Consider the following 23,796-nt stretch of genomic DNA (forward strand, 5'->3'; position numbering starts at 1 on the left):
CCCACATGTCGGTTAACCTTCAAACACCCATCGATTACCTAAAAGGCGTTGGCCCCAATCGTGCAGATTTACTGCGCAAGGAGCTTGGCATACACACCTATCAAGATTTAATCAACCTGTTTCCCAACCGATATATCGATCGAACGCGTTATTACAAAATCAACCAACTGCAACAAAGCAATGCCGACGTACAGGTGATTGGCAAAATTGTAGCTTTTAAGGAAGTGGCACAAAAACGGGGCAAACGTTTGGTCGCTACGTTTCAGGACGACACAGGCACTATGGAGCTGGTTTGGTTTCGTGGACATAAATGGATACGCGAGAACTTAAAACCCAATAAACCTTACGTGGCCTTTGGAAAAACCAATTGGTATAATGGCAAATTCAGTATGCCGCATCCAGAGCTAGAGCTAAAAGACGAACACGAAAAAAATATTCGTTCGGCCATGCAGCCCGTATATCCATCTACTGAAAAACTATCCAATAAAGGCATTACAAATCGGGTGATTATTAAAATCATCCAGCAGCTTTTTATTGAAACCAAAGGGCGTTTTTACGAAACATTATCGGAACCCATTCGCAGCGAATTAAAACTAATTTCAAAAAGCGCAGCTCTTTTTAATGTGCATTTTCCGAAAAGTCAGGAGCTACTCGCTAAAGCACAATTCAGACTAAAATTTGAAGAGTTGTTTTACATCCAATTACAACTTATTATTAAAAATCGTCTACACAAAAGCAAAATAAAAGGGCTTACTTTCGAACATGTTGGCGATTACTTCAATACCTTTTTTAAAGACCATTTACCCTTTGAATTAACCAACGCACAAAAGCGAGTTTTGAAAGAAATCCGTTCCGATTTAGGCAGCCAAGCCCAAATGAACCGCCTTTTACAGGGCGATGTGGGTTCAGGAAAAACCATAGTAGCGTTCATGTCAATGCTCATGGCACTTGACAATGGTTTTCAAGCTTGCTTAATGGCTCCGACTGAAATTTTGTCAGTTCAGCACTATAACGGATTGTTCGAACTATGTAACATTCTAAATATCAGTATTTCACTATTAACAGGTTCAACTAAAACTTCAGAACGAAAAATTATTCATGAAAATTTAGAAAATGGCGATTTACAGATACTTGTTGGCACCCACGCCCTACTCGAAGATAAAGTGAAATTTCAAAATTTAGGTCTAGCTATTATTGATGAACAACATCGTTTTGGCGTAGCCCAAAGAAGTAAATTATGGCATAAGGGGCCACCTCAATCGTCTACCGAAAATTCTTCAAACAATAATCAAGGGTCTCCTATCCCACCCCATATTTTGGTTATGACCGCTACCCCTATTCCACGCACTTTGGCCATGTCGGTTTATGGCGATTTGGATATTTCGGTCATTGATGAATTACCTGCTGGTCGAAAACCTATAAAAACGGTACACCGTTTCGATAAAAACCGGCTAAACGTTTTCAGGTTTATAAGGGATGAAATTGCCAAAGGACGACAAATTTATATTGTTTATCCTTTGATTCAGGAAAGCGAAAAAATGGATTATAAAGATTTGATGGATGGTTATGAAAGCATTTCAAGGGATTTTCCAATGCCCGATTATCAAATTTCTATTGTACACGGCAAAATGAAACCCGAGGACAAAGATTATGAAATGCAGCGGTTCATAAAGGGAGAAACCCAAATTATGGTAGCAACTACCGTTATTGAAGTAGGCGTAAACGTACCTAATGCTTCTGTAATGATTATTGAGAGTGCCGAACGTTTTGGTTTGTCACAGCTTCACCAATTGCGCGGGCGCGTTGGCAGAGGAGCCGAACAAAGTTATTGCATTTTAATGACGGGGCATAAATTAAATGCTGATAGTAAAACCCGCTTGGAAACCATGGTGAATACCAGTGATGGCTTCGAAATTGCCGAAGTCGATTTGAAACTCCGTGGCCCGGGCGATATTATGGGCACCCAACAAAGCGGCGTACTCAACCTAAAGATAGCCGATATTGTAAAAGACAAAAATATTTTACAAGCAGCAAGACATTTTGCAAAAAAAACCATCAACGAAGACCCCAGTCTTTCGTCCAACGAAAACCAAGTAATTTTACACACCTACAAGCAACTCAGTAAGTTTAAAAACATTTGGAATTACATTAGCTAATCTCTGTTTATCTTAAAGAGCCCTTAGAAAAACGGGAGTTAAAAACACAAATGGCACACTTGTTGTTTAAAAGCCATAACCAAATCTAATTTATCATGAAAAACTATTACTTTTTCTTCTTAGCCATCATAGTCCTCAGTTTAACATCCTGCGGAAGCTCTGGCTATGTGTATTTAAATTACCCGCAGGAACCTCAGGTTTCGCTTCCGGAAAATATCTCAAACATTGTGTTAGTTAACCGTTCTTTAACAAAAGAGGAAGACAAAAAATCTGAAAGTATTGAAGCTATTACAACAGGCGAAATAATGGGCTCCGACAAATTAGCTTCCGATGAGGCTATAAAAGGTGTATTCGACGGAATAAACAACCACGGCTATATCAAAATTATTATTCCCGATTCACTACGAATGTATGGCACAGGCACACGATCTATGCCTGATCTAATAAACTGGGATAAAGTTTCTGATATATGTAAATCGGCAAATGCTGATGTTTTATTGGCACTAGAAACCTTCGACTCTAATTCCGACATTATTAAAGCTGCCGTAGTCGACCAAGTTAATGCCGTTATTACCACCGGAAAACCAAGCCCAAGAGTACCAACACGAACCCGTGTGAACGTAAAAAGCTATTGGCGGTTATACGACCCTTACACCAAAACAATTATCGACCAATATCAGCAAACACACTATTTAAATTTCGATTTGATTAATGGCGCGCCCCCAATCAATGCACTTTCAGAAACAGCCTATGCCTCTGGTTTAGATTACATTAACCGTTTTTTGCCTAGCTATTATCGTATAAAAAGAGACATGTACAAAAAAGGTAAAGGAAACCATAAAGATTTATTCGATTTGGGGTGGCGCGCTTCTGAAGTCGCTAAGTGGAATGAGGCCATAGAAGCTTGGAAACACCTTGTTGATGAATACCCACGAAGTAAATCCGCTGGCCGCGCAGCATTAAATATAGCCGTTTCCCATGAAGTATTGGGCAACACCAATTTAGCATTACAATGGGCACAATGTGCTTACAAAGATTATGGTGACAAACTAGCCCGAGATTATGCAAAAATATTATTAAGAAGACAGCGCAGAGAAATCTAACTTAAAAAATATTTCATAGTTAATGCAAAAAACTCAACCATTTCTGGTTGAGCTTAGAATTACTGTTGTAGTTTGATTGATTGTGTTTCAAGGTAGCCAGAAATAAAACCGACAGATGTTATCGATATGTTAAAGAATCGTATCGCCTTGTTAATTAACTATTTATTAAGAACTTATTTTAAATTAACAGGTCTCGATCAGATTAACTAAATTTGCAAACTTTAAGTACGCTGATGTCGAGCATAACCATGATTAACATTCACAAAAAAACATTACAGGATTTAGAGTTTCCTACCGTTTTACAACAGGTAAGCGAGCATTGTATCACCCCGCTAGGCCATGAACGGACTTTAGAATTATCGCCTTACGGAACCAAGGAAAAACTGCTATTTTCACTTAACCTAACCAACGAATATGTATCATCGTTTTATAACGATAACCGCATACCCAATCATGGTTTTGATACAATTGCCAAAGAAATCAAACTACTAAAAATCGAAAATACATTTTTAGAAGTTCATGGTTTAAAAAAAATTACGGCCATGTCGGCCACTGTAAACGAATTGGTTAGCTTTTTAAAAAAGTTTGAAGAATACTACCCGCATCTCAATACGTTTGCTTCGCATATTGAAGTTACTAAAGTACTCATTGAAAAAATTAACGGAATTGTTGACCGATTTGGAGACATAAAAGATAATGCTTCAGCACTATTGTATGAGCTTAGACAGTCCATCAACAAAGTAAAAGGAAAGATTAACGCGAGTTTTTCAACAGCTTTAAACACATACCATGGCCTTGAATATTTAGACGATATTCGAGAAACAGTGGTAGACAACAAACGTGTTTTGGCAGTGAAAGCCATGTACCGCCGCAAAGTGAAAGGCTCGATAATGGGTGGGAGCAAAACGGGAAGTATCGTTTACATTGAACCTGAAACCACTATTCAGCACACGCGAGAGCTTAATAATCTGGAATATGAAGAAAAGGAAGAAATTACTCGTATTTTAAAGGAGGTCACCAATTTTATCCGTCCGTTTTCACCTTTGTTAGTGGACTACCAAGAATTTTTAATCAACATCGATGTCATTTCCGCGAAAGCGAAATACGCCCAATCGATGGATGCCATTCTTCCTGAAATTGCCGATGATAAAAGCATGTATTTGCGCGATGCGTATCACCCACTGCTTTATTTGAATAACTTAGAAAAAGGCGAAAAAACCTTTCCGCAAACCATTTCATTGGAAAACGAAAGTCGGATTATTGTTATTTCGGGCCCTAATGCCGGCGGAAAAAGTATCACCCTAAAAACCGTGGGCTTGTTGCAGGCCATGTTGCAAAGCGGTATGCTAATCCCCGTTCATGAGCGCAGTTCAGTCTGTATATTTGATAGAATCTTAAGCGATATTGGCGACAACCAATCTATTGAAAATCACTTGAGTACTTACAGCTACCGCTTAAAACAAATGAACTACTTCTTAAAAAAGTGCAATAAAAACACCTTGTTTTTAATTGACGAATTTGGCACCGGTAGTGACCCCGAGCTAGGTGGTGCTTTGGCCGAAACGTTTTTAGAAGAGTTTTACCACCGTGAGGCTTTTGGCATTATCACGACCCACTATTCCAATTTAAAAATGTTGGCCAATGAAATGCCTTTTATGCAAAACGCCAACATGCTGTTTGACGAGCGCAGTTTAGAACCCCTTTTTAAACTCGTTATCGGTCAAGCAGGAAGCAGTTTTACTTTCGAGGTGGCACAAAAAAACGGCATCCCTTTTAGTTTGATTAATCGTGCCAAAAAGAAGATTGAACGCAGTAAGGTACGTTTTGATCGCACTATTGCCAAACTTCAAAAAGAACGCAGTAAACTTGAAAAAACAGGTCAGTCACTAAAAGCCAACGAAAAGAAAAAAAGTGAGGAAGCCGAAAAACTAGAGGAAATAAACAATCGCATACAAAAGAAACTAGAAAGCTACCAAGAACTTTACGACAGCAACCAGCGCTTAATTTACCTGGGGCAAAAAGTGAACGATTTGGCCGAAAAATATTTTGAAAATAAGCAGAAAAAAATACTAATGTCTGAACTTTTTAAGTTAGTTCAGATTGAAAACTCCAAACGAAAACGTGTTTCAGCAAAACAAAAACGCGCTGAAAAAGCAAAAGAGAAAAAGGTTGTTCAAGAAGTTAAAAAGAAGGTAGAGGTTATTAGAAAAAAGAAAAAGGAAGAGAAGAAAAAAAACATACCTGCTCCCAAGCCAAAACCTAAACTAAAAGTGGGCGACCGTGTACGTCTGGAAGACGGACGTGCCATTGGCAGCATCGATAAAATTGAAAAAGACAAAGCTGTTGTAAACTATGGCATGTTTACTACCAACGTGAGTTTAGACCAATTGGAATTGGTTGAGGCCATAAAAAAGTAACAGCCAGCACCAAGTTGTTGAATCTAACAACACTTGAGGTACCGACTGCTTTTAATAAAACATACCTGTTAGTAAATACGCCATGCGTAAAAATAAGTACGCATATCAATATCTGGGTCTTCTGTTAGGTTTAGCCTAATATAATCATTATCACCATCCCCATCTTTATCCTTACCTTTTTGAACGTTCTTCAAAAGAATCTTCTCTTCTTTTTTGCCTAAATATTCGTTTGCAGAAAATCTGTCATCTTCGGTAAACTCTGCTGATAAAATAATATAATCCGTTTCTAAGTCTGGCATATACAACTCTATCTCTCGCGTATCATCATCAGATGGTATAGCCCAAAATGTATCTTCATCCACATTTATATAATTATTGGTTGTGCGTGTGTACGATACAAACCCCTTACGATTACCATTTTGATAAATGGCTGCATACATATTACCATGTAATTTAATATCATTGTCGCCATTACTATCAACCATTCTTAATCCATGAAGCTGTATGCCAAATTTTTGATAAGCCGGGTAGCAGGTTCTTATGTTATATTCACTGGACAATACCACATTGGCTATTGGGAAACCTTGCCTAATGTACCTAAGCGTATAACCGAGTGGGGCTCCTGGAGAATCGGAAGAATATTCCCCGCCTTCAGTGATATACTCATAAACCCCTTGGGGGCCGCTGACTACTTTTGCCGCATCACCAGACGACCCACCAATAACTAAAGCCTTTACCGTTGAACTATCCCAAAACGATTGGTATTGCCCTTCGCCGCCTGCATTTCCGCCACTAAAAGCAGCATTAAAGGCGGCTTGTGTATCGGTAAATTTAGAATTGGTTTCAACTGTATAGATAAGCATACGACCATATTTAACAGAGGAAACGATAACCGGGCTTATAGAGCTGAAACTTGGCAATTCACTAAAAAGTTCACCAGGGTTTTGCTTATCCTCAACAGTTAAATCAATGGTATAATAAACTTGTAAGTATTTAATAACATACTTATATTTTTTCTCTGAACTGCTAAAATTGAAAGAACCAGAAATACTATTTTTCCCTTTAGTATAACTGGCACCCAAAGCCACATTTAAATGCTCTTCAGAATACACTTCTTCTGTTGTAAAAAGCACCTCGGCCGAAGCCGAACCCGTAAGCCCCTGTTGCAACATATTTTTCACGCCCTCTCTAACAGTTGCCAAATTGGGATTTGCTATAACTGTAGACGGTTTACCATTTAAATTTTCTAAAGAAACCGACAATGTTATTGGCGTTCGGCCACCTGTAATTTCAATATATTCTCCCGTAGGGATTGATTCGCCTTTTAACATGGCTCCAGGATAAATAACATCACTGGTTGGGTCTAATAATGTCATTTCACTAAAGCCTGGGGACATTTTGTATTTTTTGACTACGCATTCATCCGTTAGCCCTTCTCGTTCTTTATTTACTTCTTCAATAAATTCCTGTCCAGATTCTTCCGGTTGTGCAAAATTGGTTAAGCTCGAAAGTAACTGGTTAACCTCTTCAATGGTTTCTTCTGAAACTGGACTGTCGTTAACACTTTCTGAACTGCACCCCAATAATACCAATAAAATAGTTGATAAAAGAAGTCCCCTAGCGAACTTTCCCCTTGTTAATAGCTGTGATTTCATAATTTCTTTGTTTTGTGATTCAACATGTTAAAATTATAGATGAACACGTCTGAAAACTAATTTTTGGTATGGACAAAGCATGGACACAAATCAAATATTACAGATATTTCATATATGGACACCACTTATAAACCGAAACACAAATAAACTCATAAAGAACTGATTTACCGTATATTAAATATGAAAAACACAAACAAATCAATCAACTAGATATGGACAGAATATAGACAAACAAGAGTTCCAAGACGTTTTAATTAGTTTCAAAAACAGAGTTTTATGCTTAATTTAGTAAAGCAAATCATTTTCATATGAAACTAAAAAACAAACTGTTCGCTTTGTGTTTAATCCTTTTTTACTTAGCAAGCTCTCAAAATAAAATGAATATCGATAGTCTTCTAAGTATATACAAGAGCCAACTTAACGATACATTGAAAGCTAAAACGGCAAATCATATTATCAACTATTATATGTACCATTCTCCCAAAAAGGCAAAAAAAATGGCCTTTAACCTCCTTAAACTATCAAAAGAGATTAACTATGAATCTGGAAAAAGTTTAGCGCTTTATCAATTGGGGGTTGTTTATAATAATTTTGATGCTTTAGATTCTGCAAAACATTATTACACCTCAAGTCTTAAAATTGCTAAAAAGCTTAAAAACCCAGTTTACATTTCCCAAATATATAGAGGGCTAGCTATTATTGAATTTTCGCAAGGCAACCTAAATAAAGCCGATAGCATCAATGATATGGACTTAATTCATGCCCAAAAACACAATGATTCTATTGGAATCGCGCTTGCTTATGATTTTAAGGGAACAATTAATCAAAATAAAGGCTATTATTCTATTGCTTTGTCTAATGGCTTGAAAGGTCTTAACATTTTTGAAAAACTAGGCGATTCAATTAGAATTGCAGACTGCTATAACCACTTGGCAACCATTGAGCACAACTTAGGCAATTTTAACAAATCAATTATTTATAACGAAAAGGCTCTTAAAATTTATGAAAACCATAACGATATTTATTATCAGGCCCAAGTTTTAAACGACCTGGGAGTGATGTACAATTTATTGCAACAAGAAGAAAAAGCCCTAGACTACTTCAAAAGAAGCTTAGAAAAAAGCAAATTGACAAAGGCAAAGTCATTGCAAGCTGCTGCTGAATCAAATATTGGAAAAACCCATATAGCATTGGGTGAATACGATACCGCCATTAAGCATCTCAATACTTCCATTGAAATTTCAAAAAAAATTAATGCTTTACGGCGAATTGCCATAGCTGAAAACAATCTGGCTAAAGTTTATAATCTAAAAAACGAACCGGATGTTGCCTTAAAATACGCAAAAAATGCATGGAGTTATGCAGACAAAAATGACAACATATCCATAAAACGAACCGCTTTAAAACGCCAGAGCAAAGCATACGAAAAGCAAGCCAAAACCCGTATGGCCTTTGATACCTTCAAGGAATTTAAAACATTAAGCGACACTATACTTGATAAAGAAAAAATTAAGACCATTGAGGAATTAAGGGCTCTTTTTGACTTAGAAAAAAAGGAATCGTCCATAGCAATTCAAAACGAAGAAATAAAAACGCTTAATGCACAAGCTAAAAACGACAAACTCACCAAATCGCTTTACAGTATAGGTCTATTTTCGGTTTTGGCAATATCCGGATTGATGTTTTTCGGGTTCAAGCAACGTATTAAAAAGAACAAAATTCAGCGTGAAAAACAAGAGGAAATCTACAAACAGGAAATAGCATTCAAAAAGAAAGAACTCGCCTCACAAACCTTGCATTTAGTACAAAAAAACACCTTCATTCAAGAATTGAAAGAGAATCTTGAAAAAATTAAAAAGTCCCCCGAACTTTTTAAAGTTGAATTTAGGAGATTGGTAATGTTGCTAAAAAGAGAAAGCGCCGAAGATAAAGATTGGGAAGTATTTAAGTCTTACTTTTCAGAAGTGCACAATAACTTTGACAACAAACTAAAAGCCATTTATCCCGAAGTTACCGAAAAGGAAATTCGGCTGGCCTCATTTCTACGCATGAAGCTTTCTACAAAAGAAATCTCATCCATGCTCAACGTGATGCCAGACAGTGTTCTAAAAAGTAAATACCGTTTAAAAAAGAAACTAAAACTAGACCGCGAGACCGATTTAACCGTCTTTTTAGATAGCCTTTAAAAGAGTATCTTTGTCTTGCTATTGCAAGCGTTTTCAGCATTGGCAGTCTTTTCAAATAAAATATGGTAAAGCTCCCCAAAAATAAACAACTTATCCTTTTTGATGGTGTTTGTAACCTTTGCAACAGCAGTGTTCAATATGTTATAAAACACGATAAGAACAATATGTTTTTGTTTACGGCATTGCAAGGTGATGTTGGGCAAAAAATTATTGAACACTATAATATTGACACCTCTAAAACGGATTCCATTCTACTATACAACCCCGAAAAAGGTATTGATTACAAGAGCACAGCTGCTTTAAAAATTGCTTTAAAGTTGGGATTCCCCAGGAATTTAATAGGTGTATTTTTTATAGTGCCCCGCTTTATAAGGAATTGGGTTTACGATTTTATTGCCCGAAACCGATACAAATGGTATGGGAAACAGGAATCATGCATGATCCCAACTCCAGAATTAAAAAATAGATTTTTGGATTGATTTTTAAATTGTACCTAAAATCTTGATTTTTCTTGATTTTGAAATCCCACCTGGATTGCAGCCCAATTTACCTTCGGGAACTTCCATGTTTAATTTTTCGAAATAGGTTTCCCAAACCTGAAAATATTCATTTGAACCAGGTGCTTTATACGTCATGGGATATAATTTAAAAACAGGCGCCCCATTTGCTTCCAAATAGCAATCATATATTAATTCAGAGCAATAATACTTTCCGTTATCGTAGATATAAGCGCTATCATAAGGTTTTCCCAATTGTTTTAAACCAAAAGAAACAGCCTTTGGAATTAGCCTTCTAAAACGCTTTTTTAAACGCCCAACATACATTGGCGCATCCGTTTTTAAAATAAAATCGTTGTAAGGTGTTAGCTTAACCGTTTTTCCACTAGCTTCCAATACAAAAACCTCTTCATCTTTACTGACCACCATCCCTACATGATTAAAATCAAGACCATTATAGCCCTCGGTAACCTGATTAATGGCGTCACATAACGGCCCACAGTTAATCGACTGAAATATTAAATCGCCGTTTTGCAATTTGATGTTTTGTGCCTGACCAAGCAAACAAATCAAAAACAGAAAAATAACTTTATTCATTTTATATAAATTAGGCTTTACGAATTACGCTATGCTTTAGTTAAACTCCCCCACTCGGTCCATGAGCCATCGTACACCGAAATATTTTTATAATCGGCAATATCGGCTCCCAAAGCCAAAACGCAAGCGGTGATACCCGAACCGCACGAAAATATAATAGGCTCGTCTTTATTGGCAAGTGGTGTAAACAAGTTCTCTAAATTAGATTTTGATTTTATAACGCCACCTTCCAACAAATCGGTAAATGGTAAGTTTTTTGAATTTGGAATGTTTCCCATCCGCAAACCTTCGCGAGGTTCGGGTTCTAAGGAATTAAACCGACCAGCAGAGCGGGCATCAATAATGGTATGTGTTTTTCCTTTTGAAGCTTTCTTAACATCTTCAAAAAACTGCATAAAACCTGGTTGCAACTTGGCTTCAAAATCCCCTCGATTTCCCAAATATATTTTCATAGGTTCTACAGGGAACCCTGCTGTCTTCCACTTCGGAAAACCTCCGTTTAAAACAGCAATATTATTAAAACCAAAAGCTTTAAACAGCCACCAAACCCGGGCGCTTGAATAAATACCCTTATCGTCATACACCACAATAGCGCTGTCTTTATTAATACCCAATTCTCGAGCTTCTTTCTGAAATTGTTCTTGGGAAGGAAATGCACTGGGAAATGGGTTGGCCGTATTGCTAAATTTCTTTTTTATATCAAAAAATCGAGCATTTAAAATTTGTTGTTGTGATACATCAAACGTTTTATTTATGGTGCCATCTAAAACTATTAGGTTTTCAGTTTTCAAATGGTTATTGAGCCATTCAACTGATACGATAGGCGATTTTAATTTCATAACTTATTATTTAACTTCTTCATAATGATCGTCCCATTCCTTAGGTTTGGGATCGTGAAGCTTATCCAACGATTTGGCTACCATCATGGATACCGTAGCATCTCCAGTTACATTTACAACGGTTCTACACATGTCCAACGGCCTATCTACTGCAAAGATTAAGGCCAAGCCAATCGGTAACAATTCCGCTGGAAACCCTATTGATTCTAGTACAATCACGAGCATTACCATACCGGCACTAGGCACAGCGGCACTACCAATGGAAGCCAATAAAGCTGTCAAAACAATTACCAATTGATTGGTAAAAGTAAGCCCCTCGGGCCAAATAACCTGCATAATAAACACGGCTGCAATACCTTGGTACAAACTGGTACCGTCCATATTAACGGTGGCCCCAACGGGAAGCACAAAACCCGATACTTCTTTATCTACGCCTATGTGTTCTTCAACGCGTTCCATAGTAACCGGCAATGTCGCCGCGCTACTACTGGTTGAAAATGCCAATAATTGCGCGGGGCTAATTTGTTGTAAAAACCATAATGGTGATTTTTTGGTATAAACGCTAACCAAAAGCAAATAAAAACAAATCATTAAAATAAGGCCGCCTACCACACACAAGGCATAATAAAGCAGCTTGATTAAAATTTCGGTATCATCAAAAGCTATAATAACGTTGGCCAACAATGCAAAAACAGCATAAGGTGCGAAAAGCATGATTAAATCGACCATTTTCATAACAACTTCATTCAAGGAATCGAAAAAATCGATTAAAGGTTTGGCTTTTTTTTCGCCAATTAACAACAAACAAATTCCAACGAACAGGGCGAAAAATATAACCTGAAGCATGGAGGCTTCGGCAAATGATTGAAATATATTGCTCGGGAAAATATCAACCAGTGCCCGAAGCGGTCCCGCATCTTTTTGAGCAGTAGCCTCTGTAATTTTATCGGTTACACCGGCATCGTTTTCGTATTTAAGTTTAATTTTTTCAATAGTGTCCTGAGGCATGCCAACACCTGGTTTTAGTGTGTTTACAATACCCAAACCAATTACAATAGCCACAATAGTTGTACAAATATAAATAGCAATGGTACGCAGTCCCATCGATTTTATTTTAGAAATATCCTTTAAATCTGAAATACCTTTAATTAATGATGCTAAGATTAATGGCACGGCAATGAGTTTAAGAAGATTGATAAAAATGGTTCCAAAAGGAGAGATCCAATCGGTAACAAATCCCTTTCCACCTTCTACATTGTTCATGATAAAACCAAATATAATTCCCAATATCATGCCGATAATAATCTTCCAGTGCAGTGCCAATTTCTTCATATATAAAATACCTTTTTTTAAAGGATTTTTTGATTAATTATTAATAAAAAAGTTACCGTTGTTGGCTTAAAAATACTCAAAAAAAATCATCCCGATTTTTATGATTAAGACGAGATGACCTAAATTTTATTTGTTTCTGTAAATGAACTGATTACAAATTAGCTATTTCTTTTATTTCCTCAATAAACTTATCACCTAAAGCATTGGCTTCATCCTGCGATTTCGCTTCGGTGTATATTCTAATAATGGGTTCGGTATTGCTTTTACGAAGGTGCACCCAACTTTCGGCAAAATCGACTTTAACACCATCAATGGTAGTTAGCTTTTCGTTTTTATAACGCTCTTCCATAGCTTTTAAAATACCATCAACATCCAAACCAGGGGTTAGCTCTATTTTTTTCTTGGCCATAAAGTAACTCGGATAAGTCTTTCTAAGGGCACTCACACTGATGTTTTTATCGGCCAAATGACTTAAAAACAAGGCCACACCAACCAAAGCATCGCGACCATAATGTGAGGCAGGATATATAATACCACCATTACCTTCACCACCAATAACCACGTTGTTTTTCTTCATGAGTTTTACAACATTAACTTCCCCAACGGCACTAGCCTCGTAAGTCCCACCATATTTTTCGGTAACATCTTTAAGGGCTCTTGTAGAACTCATGTTGCTTACCGTATTACCTGGTGTTCTGCTTAACACATAATCGGCACAAGCCACTAATGTGTACTCTTCGCCAAACATCTCGCCATTTTCGTCCATAAAAGCCAAACGGTCTACATCGGGATCTACTACAATTCCTAAATCAGCATGATGTTTTTTTACAGCTTCAGAAAGGTCTGTTAAATGCTCTTTTAAAGGCTCTGGATTGTGAGGAAAATGTCCGTTAGGTTCACAATAAATTTTTATCACATCAACACCAAGACGTTCCAAAAGCAACGGAATAGCAACACCTCCAGTAGAATTCACACCATCAACTACCACTCTAAATTTAGCTTCCTCAATGGCTTTAACATTGACCAAATCTAAATCAAGGACTTCAATAATATGCAAATCGATATAAGCTTTATTTTTGGTGATTTTGCCCAAGCTATCCACATCGGCAAAATTCATAGCGTCACTTTCGGCGATATCCAAAATTTTTCCGCCCTCAACCGCATCCAAAAACTCTCCTTTTTCATTTAGGAGTTTAAGTGCATTCCATTTTTTTGGATTGTGGCTGGCTGTTAAAATAATACCGCCATCAGCATGTTCCATGGGCACAGCAACTTCAACAGTTGGTGTTGTAGAAAGTCCCAAATCAACCACATCAATACCCATTCCAATTAAGGTATTCATCACTAAATTCTGAATCATTTTACCAGATATGCGGGCATCGCGGCCAACCACCACTTTGTGGCTTTCCTTTTCACGTTGTTGTTTTAACCAAACTCCGTAGGCCGAAGCAAACTTTACAGCATCAATAGGGGTAAGGTTTTCACCTACTTGTCCGCCAATAGTACCGCGAATTCCCGAAATAGATTTTATAAGTGTCATAACATTTTTAATAAGTTAAAAGACAAATATAGCATTTCAAAACGGGTTTTCTTAAAACGGAATTTGTAAATTTCAGCCATGAACTACCTAGCGCATATTTACCTTTCTGGAGAGAATGATTTAGTAACTATTGGAAATTTTATCGCAGATGGCATAAAAGGAAAAAAATACAAAACTTACCCCAAAGCTATTCAGGTTGGCATTCTTTTGCACCGGCATATTGATACATTTACAGACGCCCACAAAACGGTTAGAATTAGCACGAAGCGCCTCCACAAAAAATATGGACATTATTCCGGTATTATAGTAGATATTTTATACGACCACTTTTTGGCTAAAAACTGGCATGAATATTCCGAAATACCTCTAAAAGAATATGTAGAAGCGTTTTATGATTCCCTTGAAGAACATTATGAAATATTGCCCCTGCGCGTACAAAAGATGATGCCTTACATGCTAGCCGACAACTGGTTGGTGAGCTATGCCTCTATCGAAGGCATTTCACGTGTTTTGGACGGCATGAATCGCCGAACAAAGCATCGCTCAAGTATGAACGAAGCTGTAGTTGAACTTGAAGCATTTTATGCTGAATTTGAATGTGAGTTTTCAGCGTTTTTTGACGAACTCATTGCCTTTTCAAAAGAAAAATTATTTGAATTAAACAAAACTATTTAAACCACAAATTTTCTCAAACAAAGCATTAAATAATAAAAAAATTCCCAAGCAAACCCTTAAATTAACATTAACCAAATTACCAAAGATGAAGCCACTGCAATCGGTCGTTTCGACGCAATACTCGTTTTATCGGATAAGCTGTATGATGGTGACACCGATTATCGAGGGGATGATACTACTGTCGGTTTTTAGCAGTTTTCTTTTTGTTAAAGCCCTACATTTAATACTTTAGATGCTTCTTTAGAAGATTTTTTCAGGAAACAATGAAAATAAAATCAAAAAAAATATTAAAAATTATTGGTGGTGTTATTGTATTTTTCACGCTTCCTAGTCTGCTTTTTTTTGGTTTCCTTTATATAAAATACGACGAAGACCTACCCGTTGGTATTGAAGGCCAACAGGCTGAAGAACTTGCTCATAAAATGTTGGATGCGCTAGATTTTGACGCCTATCAAAAAACCAATTATTTAGAGTGGACCTTTAAAAACCGTCGCCATTACGAATGGAACAAAGAAGACAATACCTGTACGGTATACTGGAAAGAAAACAAAGTGGTGCTCAATTTAAGCGATTACTCCAAAAGTAAGGTGTTCATCCATAATTTTAGAAGTGAAAACGACATGGTTGATGGTTTAATCGATAAAGCCATTGGGTATTTTGAAAACGATTCGTTTTGGGTAGTAGCTCCTTATAAAATATTCGACAAAGGCACAAAACGCCAATTGGTAAAAACCGAAGACGACAAAGATGCGTTACTGGTAACCTATACTTTGGGAGGCTCAACACCGGGAGATTCTTATTTGTGGCACTTAGATGAAAACGGTATGCCAACAAGTTTCCAAATGTGGGTCAATATTTTACCCATCGATGGTCTTGAAGCAACTTGGAGCGATTGGACGACAACCGAAAGTGGCGCTAAATTACCAACATTCCATAAATTTCTTTTTTTTGGTTTGGAACTGAACGGTATAAAGGGTACCAAATAGTTAACACGTGTTTTAAGTTTTATGACTTCTGCTTTATTTTTCGATGCAGCCTTACTTTTTTACTTAGTATTCATGCTCTATTGCCTCTTTTTTAAAACTTGAAATCTATCAAGAAATTTTGAGCGTCTCCCTTTTCGTCACTTCTTTGGTTTTTCTTGTTTATATTTTAGTTAAAGGCTACTAAACTATTTACTGCGTTGCCCAACAAAATTATGGCTCTTCGATTTAAACAGTACATTAAAACTGGTTAAACTACCATAAATTCTTGTAATGTACTGCTGTAAATCTATTTTTTGATGTTCATCCAAATCACTGGCATTAATACGTTGCTCCATAACTCGTAATCGGTCGCGAACCATAATAATTTTGTTGAAGAACTTTTCAATAGGCAATTCGTATGGTTTTAAGGTTTCATCGGCAGGTTGCATAATAATCGTACCGCCTTTGTACTTATCGGCTATTGGCACAACTTCACTCACATCGCTCCACCGCTTTAAAATTTGCACCAAACTACTTTCAACTTCAGAAAAACTAACCGTGTCCACGTCGCCATCGGCAGCTTCAATAACTTCAAAATCGCTATCCAAATCAATGGTTTCTAAACCTTCTTCTATAAAAGTAACCCAATAATGCTGCGATGTTACGTTGGTTACAACACCTTTTCCGTATTCTGAATGATTAATGCGAGAGCCTATTCCTAATAATTTCATCTTTATGTTTTAGTTTAGTTGATTTTTCTTCCACAATTATAATAAATCCGAAACGAAAGTTCACAACAATTTAACAACTAAAATTGTAACTTTGCGCTTTTGCCATTTTATGAGTGAATTTACCGATTTTATTGAAGTTAAGGGTGCACGCGTACACAACCTAAAAAACATAGATGTTTCGATTCCCAGAGAAAAACTGGTCGTGATTACCGGCCTTTCCGGAAGTGGAAAATCGTCATTAGCATTTGATACGATTTATGCGGAAGGGCAACGTCGATACATTGAGACTTTCTCAGCTTATGCACGACAGTTTTTGGGAGGTTTGGAACGTCCTGATGTCGATAAAATCGATGGCCTATCACCCGTTATTGCCATAGAGCAAAAAACCACTAGCAAGTCACCACGATCTACCGTAGGCACCATTACCGAAATTTACGATTTTATGCGTTTGCTATTTGCTAGGGCCAGTGATGCTTACAGTTACAATACCGGTGAAAAAATGGTAAGTTACAGTGATGAACAAATTAAGAAGCTCATCATCAAAGATTTTAAGGGGAAGCGTATTAATGTGCTTTCTCCAGTAATTCGTTCAAGAAAAGGGCATTATCGTGAATTGTTCGAGCAAATTGCTAAACAGGGTTTTGTAAAGGTTCGTACCGATGGCGAAATACGCGACCTTGTGAAGGGCATGAAACTTAACCGCTATAAAACCCACGATATTGAAATTGTAATTGACCGTTTAGTAATTAACGACGAGGTTGATAATGATAAACGACTTACCGAAACCATAAATACCGCCATGTACCATGGCGACGATGTACTTTTGGTAATTGACCAAGATACAGGTGAAACGCGTTATTTTAGCAGAAATTTAATGTGCCCGTCAAGCGGAATTTCTTATCCCAACCCAGAGCCAAACAATTTTTCATTCAATTCCCCAAAAGGAGCCTGTCCCAATTGCAATGGTATCGGCACCCTGTACCAAATCAATGAAAAAAAGATTGTTCCCAACGATAACCTATCGATTAAAAATGGCGCCTTGGCTCCACATGGTCCTGAAAAAAACAGTTGGATTTTTAAACAACTGGCCACTATAGCGCAACGGTTCGATTTTAAATTATCGGATGCCTACAAAGACATTCCCGAAGCGGCCAAACAGATGATTCTTTACGGCGGAAACGAAAAGTTTTCGGTAGAAAGTAAAACCTTGGGCGTTACCCGCAACTACAAAATTGATTTTGAAGGTGTTGCCAATTTTATTGAAAGCCAATACAAAACAGCCGAATCGAGATCATTAAAACGCTGGGCAAAAGAGTATATGGATAAAGTGCAGTGCCCTGTTTGCGAAGGCTCAAGACTAAAAAAAGAATCGCTTTACTTTAAAATAAACGAAAAGAATATTGCCGAACTGGCCAATACCGATATTGTTGATTTGGCCGACTGGTTCAATAACCTCCACAAACACCTTTCAAAAAAGCAACTTAAAATTGCTGAAGAGGTTGTTAAGGAAATTAAAGCCCGCTTGCAATTTCTGCTCGATGTAGGGCTCAATTACCTATCCTTAAACCGTAGTTCAAAATCCTTATCGGGTGGCGAAGCACAGCGTATACGATTAGCAACACAAATTGGTTCGCAATTGGTGGGTGTCCTCTATATTTTAGACGAGCCCAGTATAGGACTCCATCAACGGGATAACGAAAAACTTATCAACTCTTTAGTGTCGCTTCGCGATATCGGTAATTCTGTTATTGTTGTTGAGCATGACAAAGATATGATAGAACGTGCCGACTATGTTATCGATATTGGCCCCAAAGCAGGCAAGCATGGTGGTGATATTATTAGTATTGGTAATCCTGATGAATTAAAAACGCACGATACGCTTACTGCCGATTATCTAAACGGCAACAAAGAAATCGAAATACCACAAAAGCGCCGTGAAGGCAATGGCAATTTTTTAGAACTTAAAGGGTGTACAGGTAACAACCTTAAAAATGTTTCGGCTAAATTTCCTTTGGGTAAAATGATTGGAGTAACAGGTGTTTCAGGAAGTGGAAAATCGACATTAATCAACGAAACACTCTACCCTATTTTAAACGCCCACTATTTTAACGGTGTAAAAAAACCGATGCCTTACAAAAGTATTAAAGGGCTTGAGCATATCGATAAAGTTATCGACATCAACCAATCGCCAATTGGTAGAACACCGCGAAGTAACCCGGCGACTTACACCGGCACATTTAGTGAAATAAGAAGTTTGTTTGCTAAAATCCCAGAGGCTATGATTCGTGGTTACAAACCCGGACGCTTTAGTTTTAATGTAAAGGGCGGACGTTGTGAAACTTGCCAAGGCGCTGGCTTACGTGTTATTGAAATGAATTTTCTACCCGATGTTTACGTTGATTGTGAAACCTGCCAAGGGAAACGTTTTAACCGTGAAACCCTCGAAATTCGTTATAAAGGAAAATCCATTAGTGATGTACTGAATATGACGATTAACGAGGCCGTTGAATTTTTTGAACATATCCCGAAAATTCATAAAAAATTAAAAACTATTAAAGATGTCGGTTTGGGCTACATCACACTCGGTCAACAAAGCACCACGCTTTCTGGTGGTGAAGCACAACGCATCAAACTGGCCACCGAACTTTCCAAACGCGATACCGGCAACACCTTTTATATTCTAGACGAGCCCACTACCGGACTTCATTTTGAAGATATAAGGGTACTTATGCAAGTATTGAATAAACTAGTAAACAAAGGTAATACCGTACTAATTATTGAGCATAATTTAGACGTTATTAAAACGGTAGACCATATTATCGACATTGGTTATGAAGGTGGAAAGGGTGGTGGAAAAATTGTTGCAGAAGGCACACCAGAAGCCATACTTAGCCACAAAAAAAGCTACACAGCAAAGTTTTTAAAAAAAGAATTTAAGCAAAATTAAGTGTTGCTAACCAACATTAATTATGCTAACAACCAACCCTTTGTCTTTATTTTCAACTTTATATAGTGTTTTTTCGTATATTTAAGTACAAACCATAAAACGTTAACACTATGAAAAGTATTCTTTGGTTAGTAGCCGTAATTTGTATTATAGCGTGGTTATTAGGTCTTTTGGGCATTATACCAGGCTTGGGCACCAGCAGTCTGATTCACGTATTGCTCGTTATTGCAATTATTGTTATTCTTTACAATGTAATTAGTGGCCGAAAACCATTGTAAAATAAATTCAAAATGAAGTCAAAGCAAACCTTTTGGTTTGCTTTTTTTATTCATTTTATAATATTAATTTGCGTACCATTAATTACAAATTTGTTTAGAATAATGAGAAAGGAACACCTCCACAAAGGTTGGAACGAAATAAAAACCAACGATTCTTGGGCCATATTTAAAATTATGGGCGAGTTCGTTAATGGCTATGAAAAGTTAAGTAAAATTGGGCCGTGTGTATCAATATTCGGATCGGCTCGTACCAAACCCAACCAAAAGTACTATCAACTTGCTGAGAATATTGCCAAAAAAATAGTTGAAGCAGGTTATGGCGTTATTACTGGCGGAGGCCCAGGAATTATGGAAGCTGGCAACAAAGGTGCGCATCTTGGCGGCGGAACTTCGGTAGGGCTAAATATAGAGTTACCTTTTGAGCAACACGACAACCCTTATATAGATCCCGATAAAAGTTTAGATTTCGATTACTTTTTTGTTAGAAAAGTAATGTTTGTAAAATACTCACAAGGCTTTGTGGTTATGCCTGGTGGTTTTGGTACATTAGACGAATTTTTTGAAGCACTTACTTTAATACAAACCCATAAAATTGGAAAATTTCCCATTATTTTAGTAGGAACAGACTTTTGGAAAGGCCTTATTGAATGGATAAAAACGACTTTGTTGGATTCATTTTCAAATATTAGCCCTAAAGACCTCGACCTTATTCATCTTATTGATACCGAAGACGAGGTTATTGATATTTTGGATAACTTCTATAAAAACTCCCGTTTGAGTCCTAACTTTTAACTTAAAACTAGAGTTAAGTATTTTTCTAAAGGACACTATTACCTATGCATGCATAATAACTGGCCTAAAGCGTACAAGCCCTAATTTATTTTATTATCTTGCAGCGCCTTACATGAAATTGCTAACCTTAATGCTATTTAAAATTGAAAATACGTCTTTTTAGTTTTATCCTTTTTTTACTAATGCCCCTTCTTCACTTTAGTCAAAATAAAATTGACCTAAAAGCTGTATTTGATGTTGAAAACAAACAAATTAAAATTTCGCAAACCATTGTTTATCACAATACAACCAACCACGCGTTAAATACCATTTATTTAAACGATTGGAGCAATAGTTATTCTACAAAAAAAACACCATTAGCCATTAGAATGGCAGATGAATACAAAAACGATTTTCATTTAGCGAAGAATGAAGACCGAGGGTTTTCAGTTATAGCATCTATAAAACAAAATGGTACCGAACTAAAATTCAATCAATTAAAAAACCAAACCGATATTATCAAAGTTGAACTTGATTCACCTTTAAAACCAAACGAGGCTTACGCCATAGATTTAGAATATACAGTGCAAGTACCTCATGCTAAATTCACCAGTTATGGTATTACCGATCAAGGGAATTTTAATTTAAGATATTGGTATATTACACCTGCCGTTTTCGATGGCGAGTGGCAATATTATAGCAATAAGGATTTAGATGATCTCTATATCCCTAAATCTGATGTTACATTAGAGATTGAACATCCCAACGGCTATGTGCTCACATCAGAACTTAACACTGAGAATATTGAACAACTCCCCTACAAACAAATCGTTACTTTATCTGGAAAAGACCGTGTAAACAATAAACTTTTTTTAAGCAGGAAATCAACCTTTACAACGCTTCAAGCCGATGATTATGCTATTGTTTCCAATATCGAAGACAAAGACCTTGAAGTCATCGATAAAGTTTTGATTACTGAAAAAATCAAAAACTTTATTTTCGACAACTTTGGAGGGTACCCGCACAACAGACTATTACTGACACAAATAGACAACGACAAGGATCCCATTTACGGATTAAATTTCTTGCCGAGTTTTGTAAAACCTTATCCCAGCCATTTTCAGTATGAGTTAAAAGTTTTAAAAATTGCGCTGCACAATTATTTGGAAAATACCCTACTTATAAATCCTCGTAAAGAGCAATGGCTTCTCGACGGTATCCAAATTTATTACTTAATAAATTATGTGGACCAACATTATCCCAACATGAAATTTTTAGGGACCATTGCAGATTTTTGGGGCGTGAGGTCCTTTCATGCGGCCGATATGAAATTTAACGATAAATACATTTTAGCTTTTATGCTCATGGCACGCACCAACCGCGACCAACCGTTGGCCATGCACAAAGATTCATTGCTGAAATTTAACCACAATATAGCCAACAAATACAAAGCTGGGGTTGGACTAAAATATTTAGATGATTTTGTAAACCACGACATTGTCGAGCATAGCGTAGAATCCTTTATATTAGAAAACAAACTAAAGCATACCTCGGCCAAAGCCTTTGAAAAATACATCAAATCAAAAGCGTCAAAAAACATCGATTGGTTTTTTAACGACTATCTAAAAACCCGAAAAAAGATAGATTTCAAAATTAAAAACGTTGAAAAAACTGAAGACTCGGTAACCGTAACCATTAAAAACAAACGAGACAATAACATGCCGGTATCATTGTATAGTTTGTATGATGACGAAATTGTGCGCAAAACTTGGGTTGAAAACATTGATGGTCGCAAAACCATAACTATTCCTCGTGATGGTGCCAATAAACTGGTACTAAATTACGAAAATACGATTCCCGAAATCAATCTCCGCGACAACTGGAAATCGCTAAAAGGCTTCTTTTTTAACAACAAGCCCTTACAGTTTAGATTGTTTAAAGATATTGAAGACCCCTACTATAATCAAGTATTCCTTATGCCCATTGCCGAGTTCAATAACATATACGACGGTATAACCTTAGGAGCTAAGGCTTACAATACAACTGTTTTAAGAAAAACATTTAATTACAAAATAACGCCTGTTTATGCTCTCAAATCGAAATCCTTAACGGGTTCGGCATCAATGTCCAAAACGCATTATTTTGAAAACAGCGACCTTTATTTATTAAACTATGGCATAGTGGGTGGATATTCATCTTATGCACCCGATTTATTTGTTACCCAAATAACACCATCGCTTACCTTTATGTTTCGTGAAAGCGATGATTTACGATCTAACAAACGCGATATGCTAAGGTTTAGGTATGTAAATATCAAAAGAGATAAAGACGAAAACAATATTTTCACGTCTTCCGAACCTAACTACAGTATTTTCAATGCGCGCTATATTAATTCTAACGATAATCTAATTAACTACAGTAAATGGTACACCGATTTTCAGTTGGGTAAAAAATTCAGCAAGGTATCGTTCAATTTCGAATACCGCAAGCTATTTGAAAGTAACAGGCAATTGAATTTACGCATGTTTGCAGGGGCCTTTTTAAAGAACAATACCGATCCCAGTTCTAATTATTTCAGCTTTGCTTTAGATCGGCCAACTGATTATTTATTTGATTACAATTACCTTGGAAGGTCTGAAGAAACAGGGATTTTTAGCCAACAATACATTACAGCCGAAGGCGGCTTTAAGTCAAAATTAGATACTAAATTCGCCGATCAATGGATAACCACTTTTAACGCCAGTACAACCCTTTGGAAATACATCTTGGCTTATGGAGATTTAGGCCTAGTAAAAAACAAACACAACCCCACCAAATTTGTGTACGATTCTGGTATTCGCGTCAATTTAGTAACCGATTACTTTGAAATTTATTTCCCTATCTACTCCAACTTAGGTTGGGAAGTTGGTCAACCGCACTACGATCAAAAAATACGCTTTAAATTCACCCTAGATCCTCAGTCACTTTTAGGGCTGTTTAGAAGACGCTGGTACTAATTCTGTTTTGAATAATTGTCATTAAATTTAATTATTCGATATATTTTTCGTAATTTTTAGACGCAAAAACACATTTTTTTATATATTTCACATAGGTTTAACACCTAATAT

Annotated in this window: 17 protein-coding genes; 11 read left to right on the forward strand and 6 right to left on the reverse strand. The window is 36.8% G+C overall.

All coding sequences use genetic code 11. From position 1 onward, the window contains the following. Positions 1-5: 5 nt before the first annotated feature. The 3 genes from recG to GSB9_00743 all read left to right on the forward strand — a co-directional run bounded on the left by recG (position 6) and on the right by GSB9_00743 (position 5,676). Positions 6-2,156, forward strand: coding sequence for an ATP-dependent DNA helicase RecG (gene recG / locus GSB9_00741; GenBank protein UKM64194.1), 2,151 nt, complete (start codon positions 6-8; stop codon positions 2,154-2,156). Between the two features lie 95 nt (positions 2,157-2,251). After that, positions 2,252-3,259, forward strand: coding sequence for a tetratricopeptide repeat protein (locus GSB9_00742; GenBank protein UKM64195.1), 1,008 nt, complete (start codon positions 2,252-2,254; stop codon positions 3,257-3,259). A 248-nt stretch (positions 3,260-3,507) separates the two neighbouring features. Beyond that, on the forward strand, positions 3,508-5,676 hold the full coding sequence (locus GSB9_00743; protein UKM64196.2) for a DNA mismatch repair protein MutS: 2,169 nt from the start codon (positions 3,508-3,510) through the stop codon (positions 5,674-5,676). A 68-nt stretch (positions 5,677-5,744) separates the two neighbouring features. On the opposite strand, the gene GSB9_00744 is transcribed toward GSB9_00743, so the two are convergent. Continuing rightward, a complete protein-coding gene (locus GSB9_00744) occupies positions 5,745-7,331 on the reverse strand; it encodes a thiol-activated cytolysin family protein (protein UKM64197.1) in 1,587 nt (528 codons plus the stop codon). Positions 7,332-7,828: 497 nt separating this feature from the next. Between GSB9_00744 and GSB9_00745 the strand changes: the two genes are divergently transcribed. Together GSB9_00745 and GSB9_00746 are read left to right on the forward strand one after the other, a co-directional pair. Next, entirely contained in the window at positions 7,829-9,517 is a 1,689-nt protein-coding gene (locus GSB9_00745; protein UKM64198.2) for a tetratricopeptide repeat protein, read from the forward strand. 62 nt (positions 9,518-9,579) lie between these two features. Further along, positions 9,580-9,996, forward strand: coding sequence for a DUF393 domain-containing protein (locus GSB9_00746; protein UKM64199.1), 417 nt, complete (start codon positions 9,580-9,582; stop codon positions 9,994-9,996). A 3-nt stretch (positions 9,997-9,999) separates the two neighbouring features. On the opposite strand, the gene GSB9_00747 is transcribed toward GSB9_00746, so the two are convergent. The 4 genes from GSB9_00747 to glmM all read right to left on the reverse strand — a co-directional run bounded on the left by GSB9_00747 (position 10,000) and on the right by glmM (position 14,322). After that, complete coding sequence (locus GSB9_00747; GenBank protein ID UKM64200.1) at positions 10,000-10,611, reverse strand: hypothetical protein; 612 nt, start codon at positions 10,609-10,611, stop codon at positions 10,000-10,002. A gap of 29 nt (positions 10,612-10,640) precedes the next feature. Next, positions 10,641-11,450, reverse strand: coding sequence for a sulfurtransferase (locus tag GSB9_00748; protein UKM64201.1), 810 nt, complete (start codon positions 11,448-11,450; stop codon positions 10,641-10,643). 6 nt (positions 11,451-11,456) lie between these two features. Continuing rightward, the gene (locus GSB9_00749; protein ID UKM64202.1) at positions 11,457-12,782 is read right to left on the reverse strand and encodes a dicarboxylate/amino acid:cation symporter; all 1,326 of its coding nucleotides are present in this window, start codon (positions 12,780-12,782) and stop codon (positions 11,457-11,459) included. Between the two features lie 151 nt (positions 12,783-12,933). Beyond that, positions 12,934-14,322, reverse strand: a complete 1,389-nt coding sequence (gene glmM / locus GSB9_00750; GenBank protein UKM64203.1) for a phosphoglucosamine mutase — start codon at positions 14,320-14,322, stop codon at positions 12,934-12,936. Positions 14,323-14,400: 78 nt separating this feature from the next. Here glmM and GSB9_00751 point away from each other — a divergent pair, with 78 nt between their 5' ends. Both GSB9_00751 and GSB9_00752 read left to right on the forward strand, forming a co-directional pair. Continuing rightward, the gene (locus GSB9_00751; GenBank protein ID UKM64204.1) at positions 14,401-14,997 is read left to right on the forward strand and encodes an acyl carrier protein phosphodiesterase; all 597 of its coding nucleotides are present in this window, start codon (positions 14,401-14,403) and stop codon (positions 14,995-14,997) included. A gap of 263 nt (positions 14,998-15,260) precedes the next feature. Continuing rightward, positions 15,261-15,983: a hypothetical protein gene (locus GSB9_00752; GenBank protein ID UKM64205.1), complete on the forward strand. Its 723-nt coding sequence runs from the start codon at positions 15,261-15,263 to the stop codon at positions 15,981-15,983. Positions 15,984-16,168: 185 nt separating this feature from the next. Here GSB9_00752 and GSB9_00753 read toward each other — a convergent pair whose 3' ends face one another. Next, complete coding sequence (locus tag GSB9_00753) at positions 16,169-16,693, reverse strand: hypothetical protein (GenBank protein UKM64206.1); 525 nt, start codon at positions 16,691-16,693, stop codon at positions 16,169-16,171. A gap of 109 nt (positions 16,694-16,802) precedes the next feature. On the opposite strand from GSB9_00753, the gene uvrA reads away from it, so the two are divergent. The 4 genes from uvrA to GSB9_00757 all read left to right on the forward strand — a co-directional run bounded on the left by uvrA (position 16,803) and on the right by GSB9_00757 (position 23,685). Continuing rightward, complete coding sequence (gene uvrA, locus GSB9_00754) at positions 16,803-19,640, forward strand: excinuclease ABC subunit UvrA (GenBank protein ID UKM64207.1); 2,838 nt, start codon at positions 16,803-16,805, stop codon at positions 19,638-19,640. A 110-nt stretch (positions 19,641-19,750) separates the two neighbouring features. Beyond that, the gene (locus tag GSB9_00755) at positions 19,751-19,918 is read left to right on the forward strand and encodes a lmo0937 family membrane protein (GenBank protein ID UKM64208.1); all 168 of its coding nucleotides are present in this window, start codon (positions 19,751-19,753) and stop codon (positions 19,916-19,918) included. A gap of 102 nt (positions 19,919-20,020) precedes the next feature. Then, a complete protein-coding gene (locus GSB9_00756; GenBank protein UKM64209.2) occupies positions 20,021-20,710 on the forward strand; it encodes a TIGR00730 family Rossman fold protein in 690 nt (229 codons plus the stop codon). 182 nt (positions 20,711-20,892) lie between these two features. Next, entirely contained in the window at positions 20,893-23,685 is a 2,793-nt protein-coding gene (locus GSB9_00757) for a metalloprotease (GenBank protein ID UKM64210.1), read from the forward strand. Positions 23,686-23,796 lie beyond the last annotated feature (111 nt).

It is taken from the genome of Flavobacteriaceae bacterium GSB9, assembly GCA_022749295.1.
Taxonomy (GTDB): domain Bacteria; phylum Bacteroidota; class Bacteroidia; order Flavobacteriales; family Flavobacteriaceae; genus Flavisericum.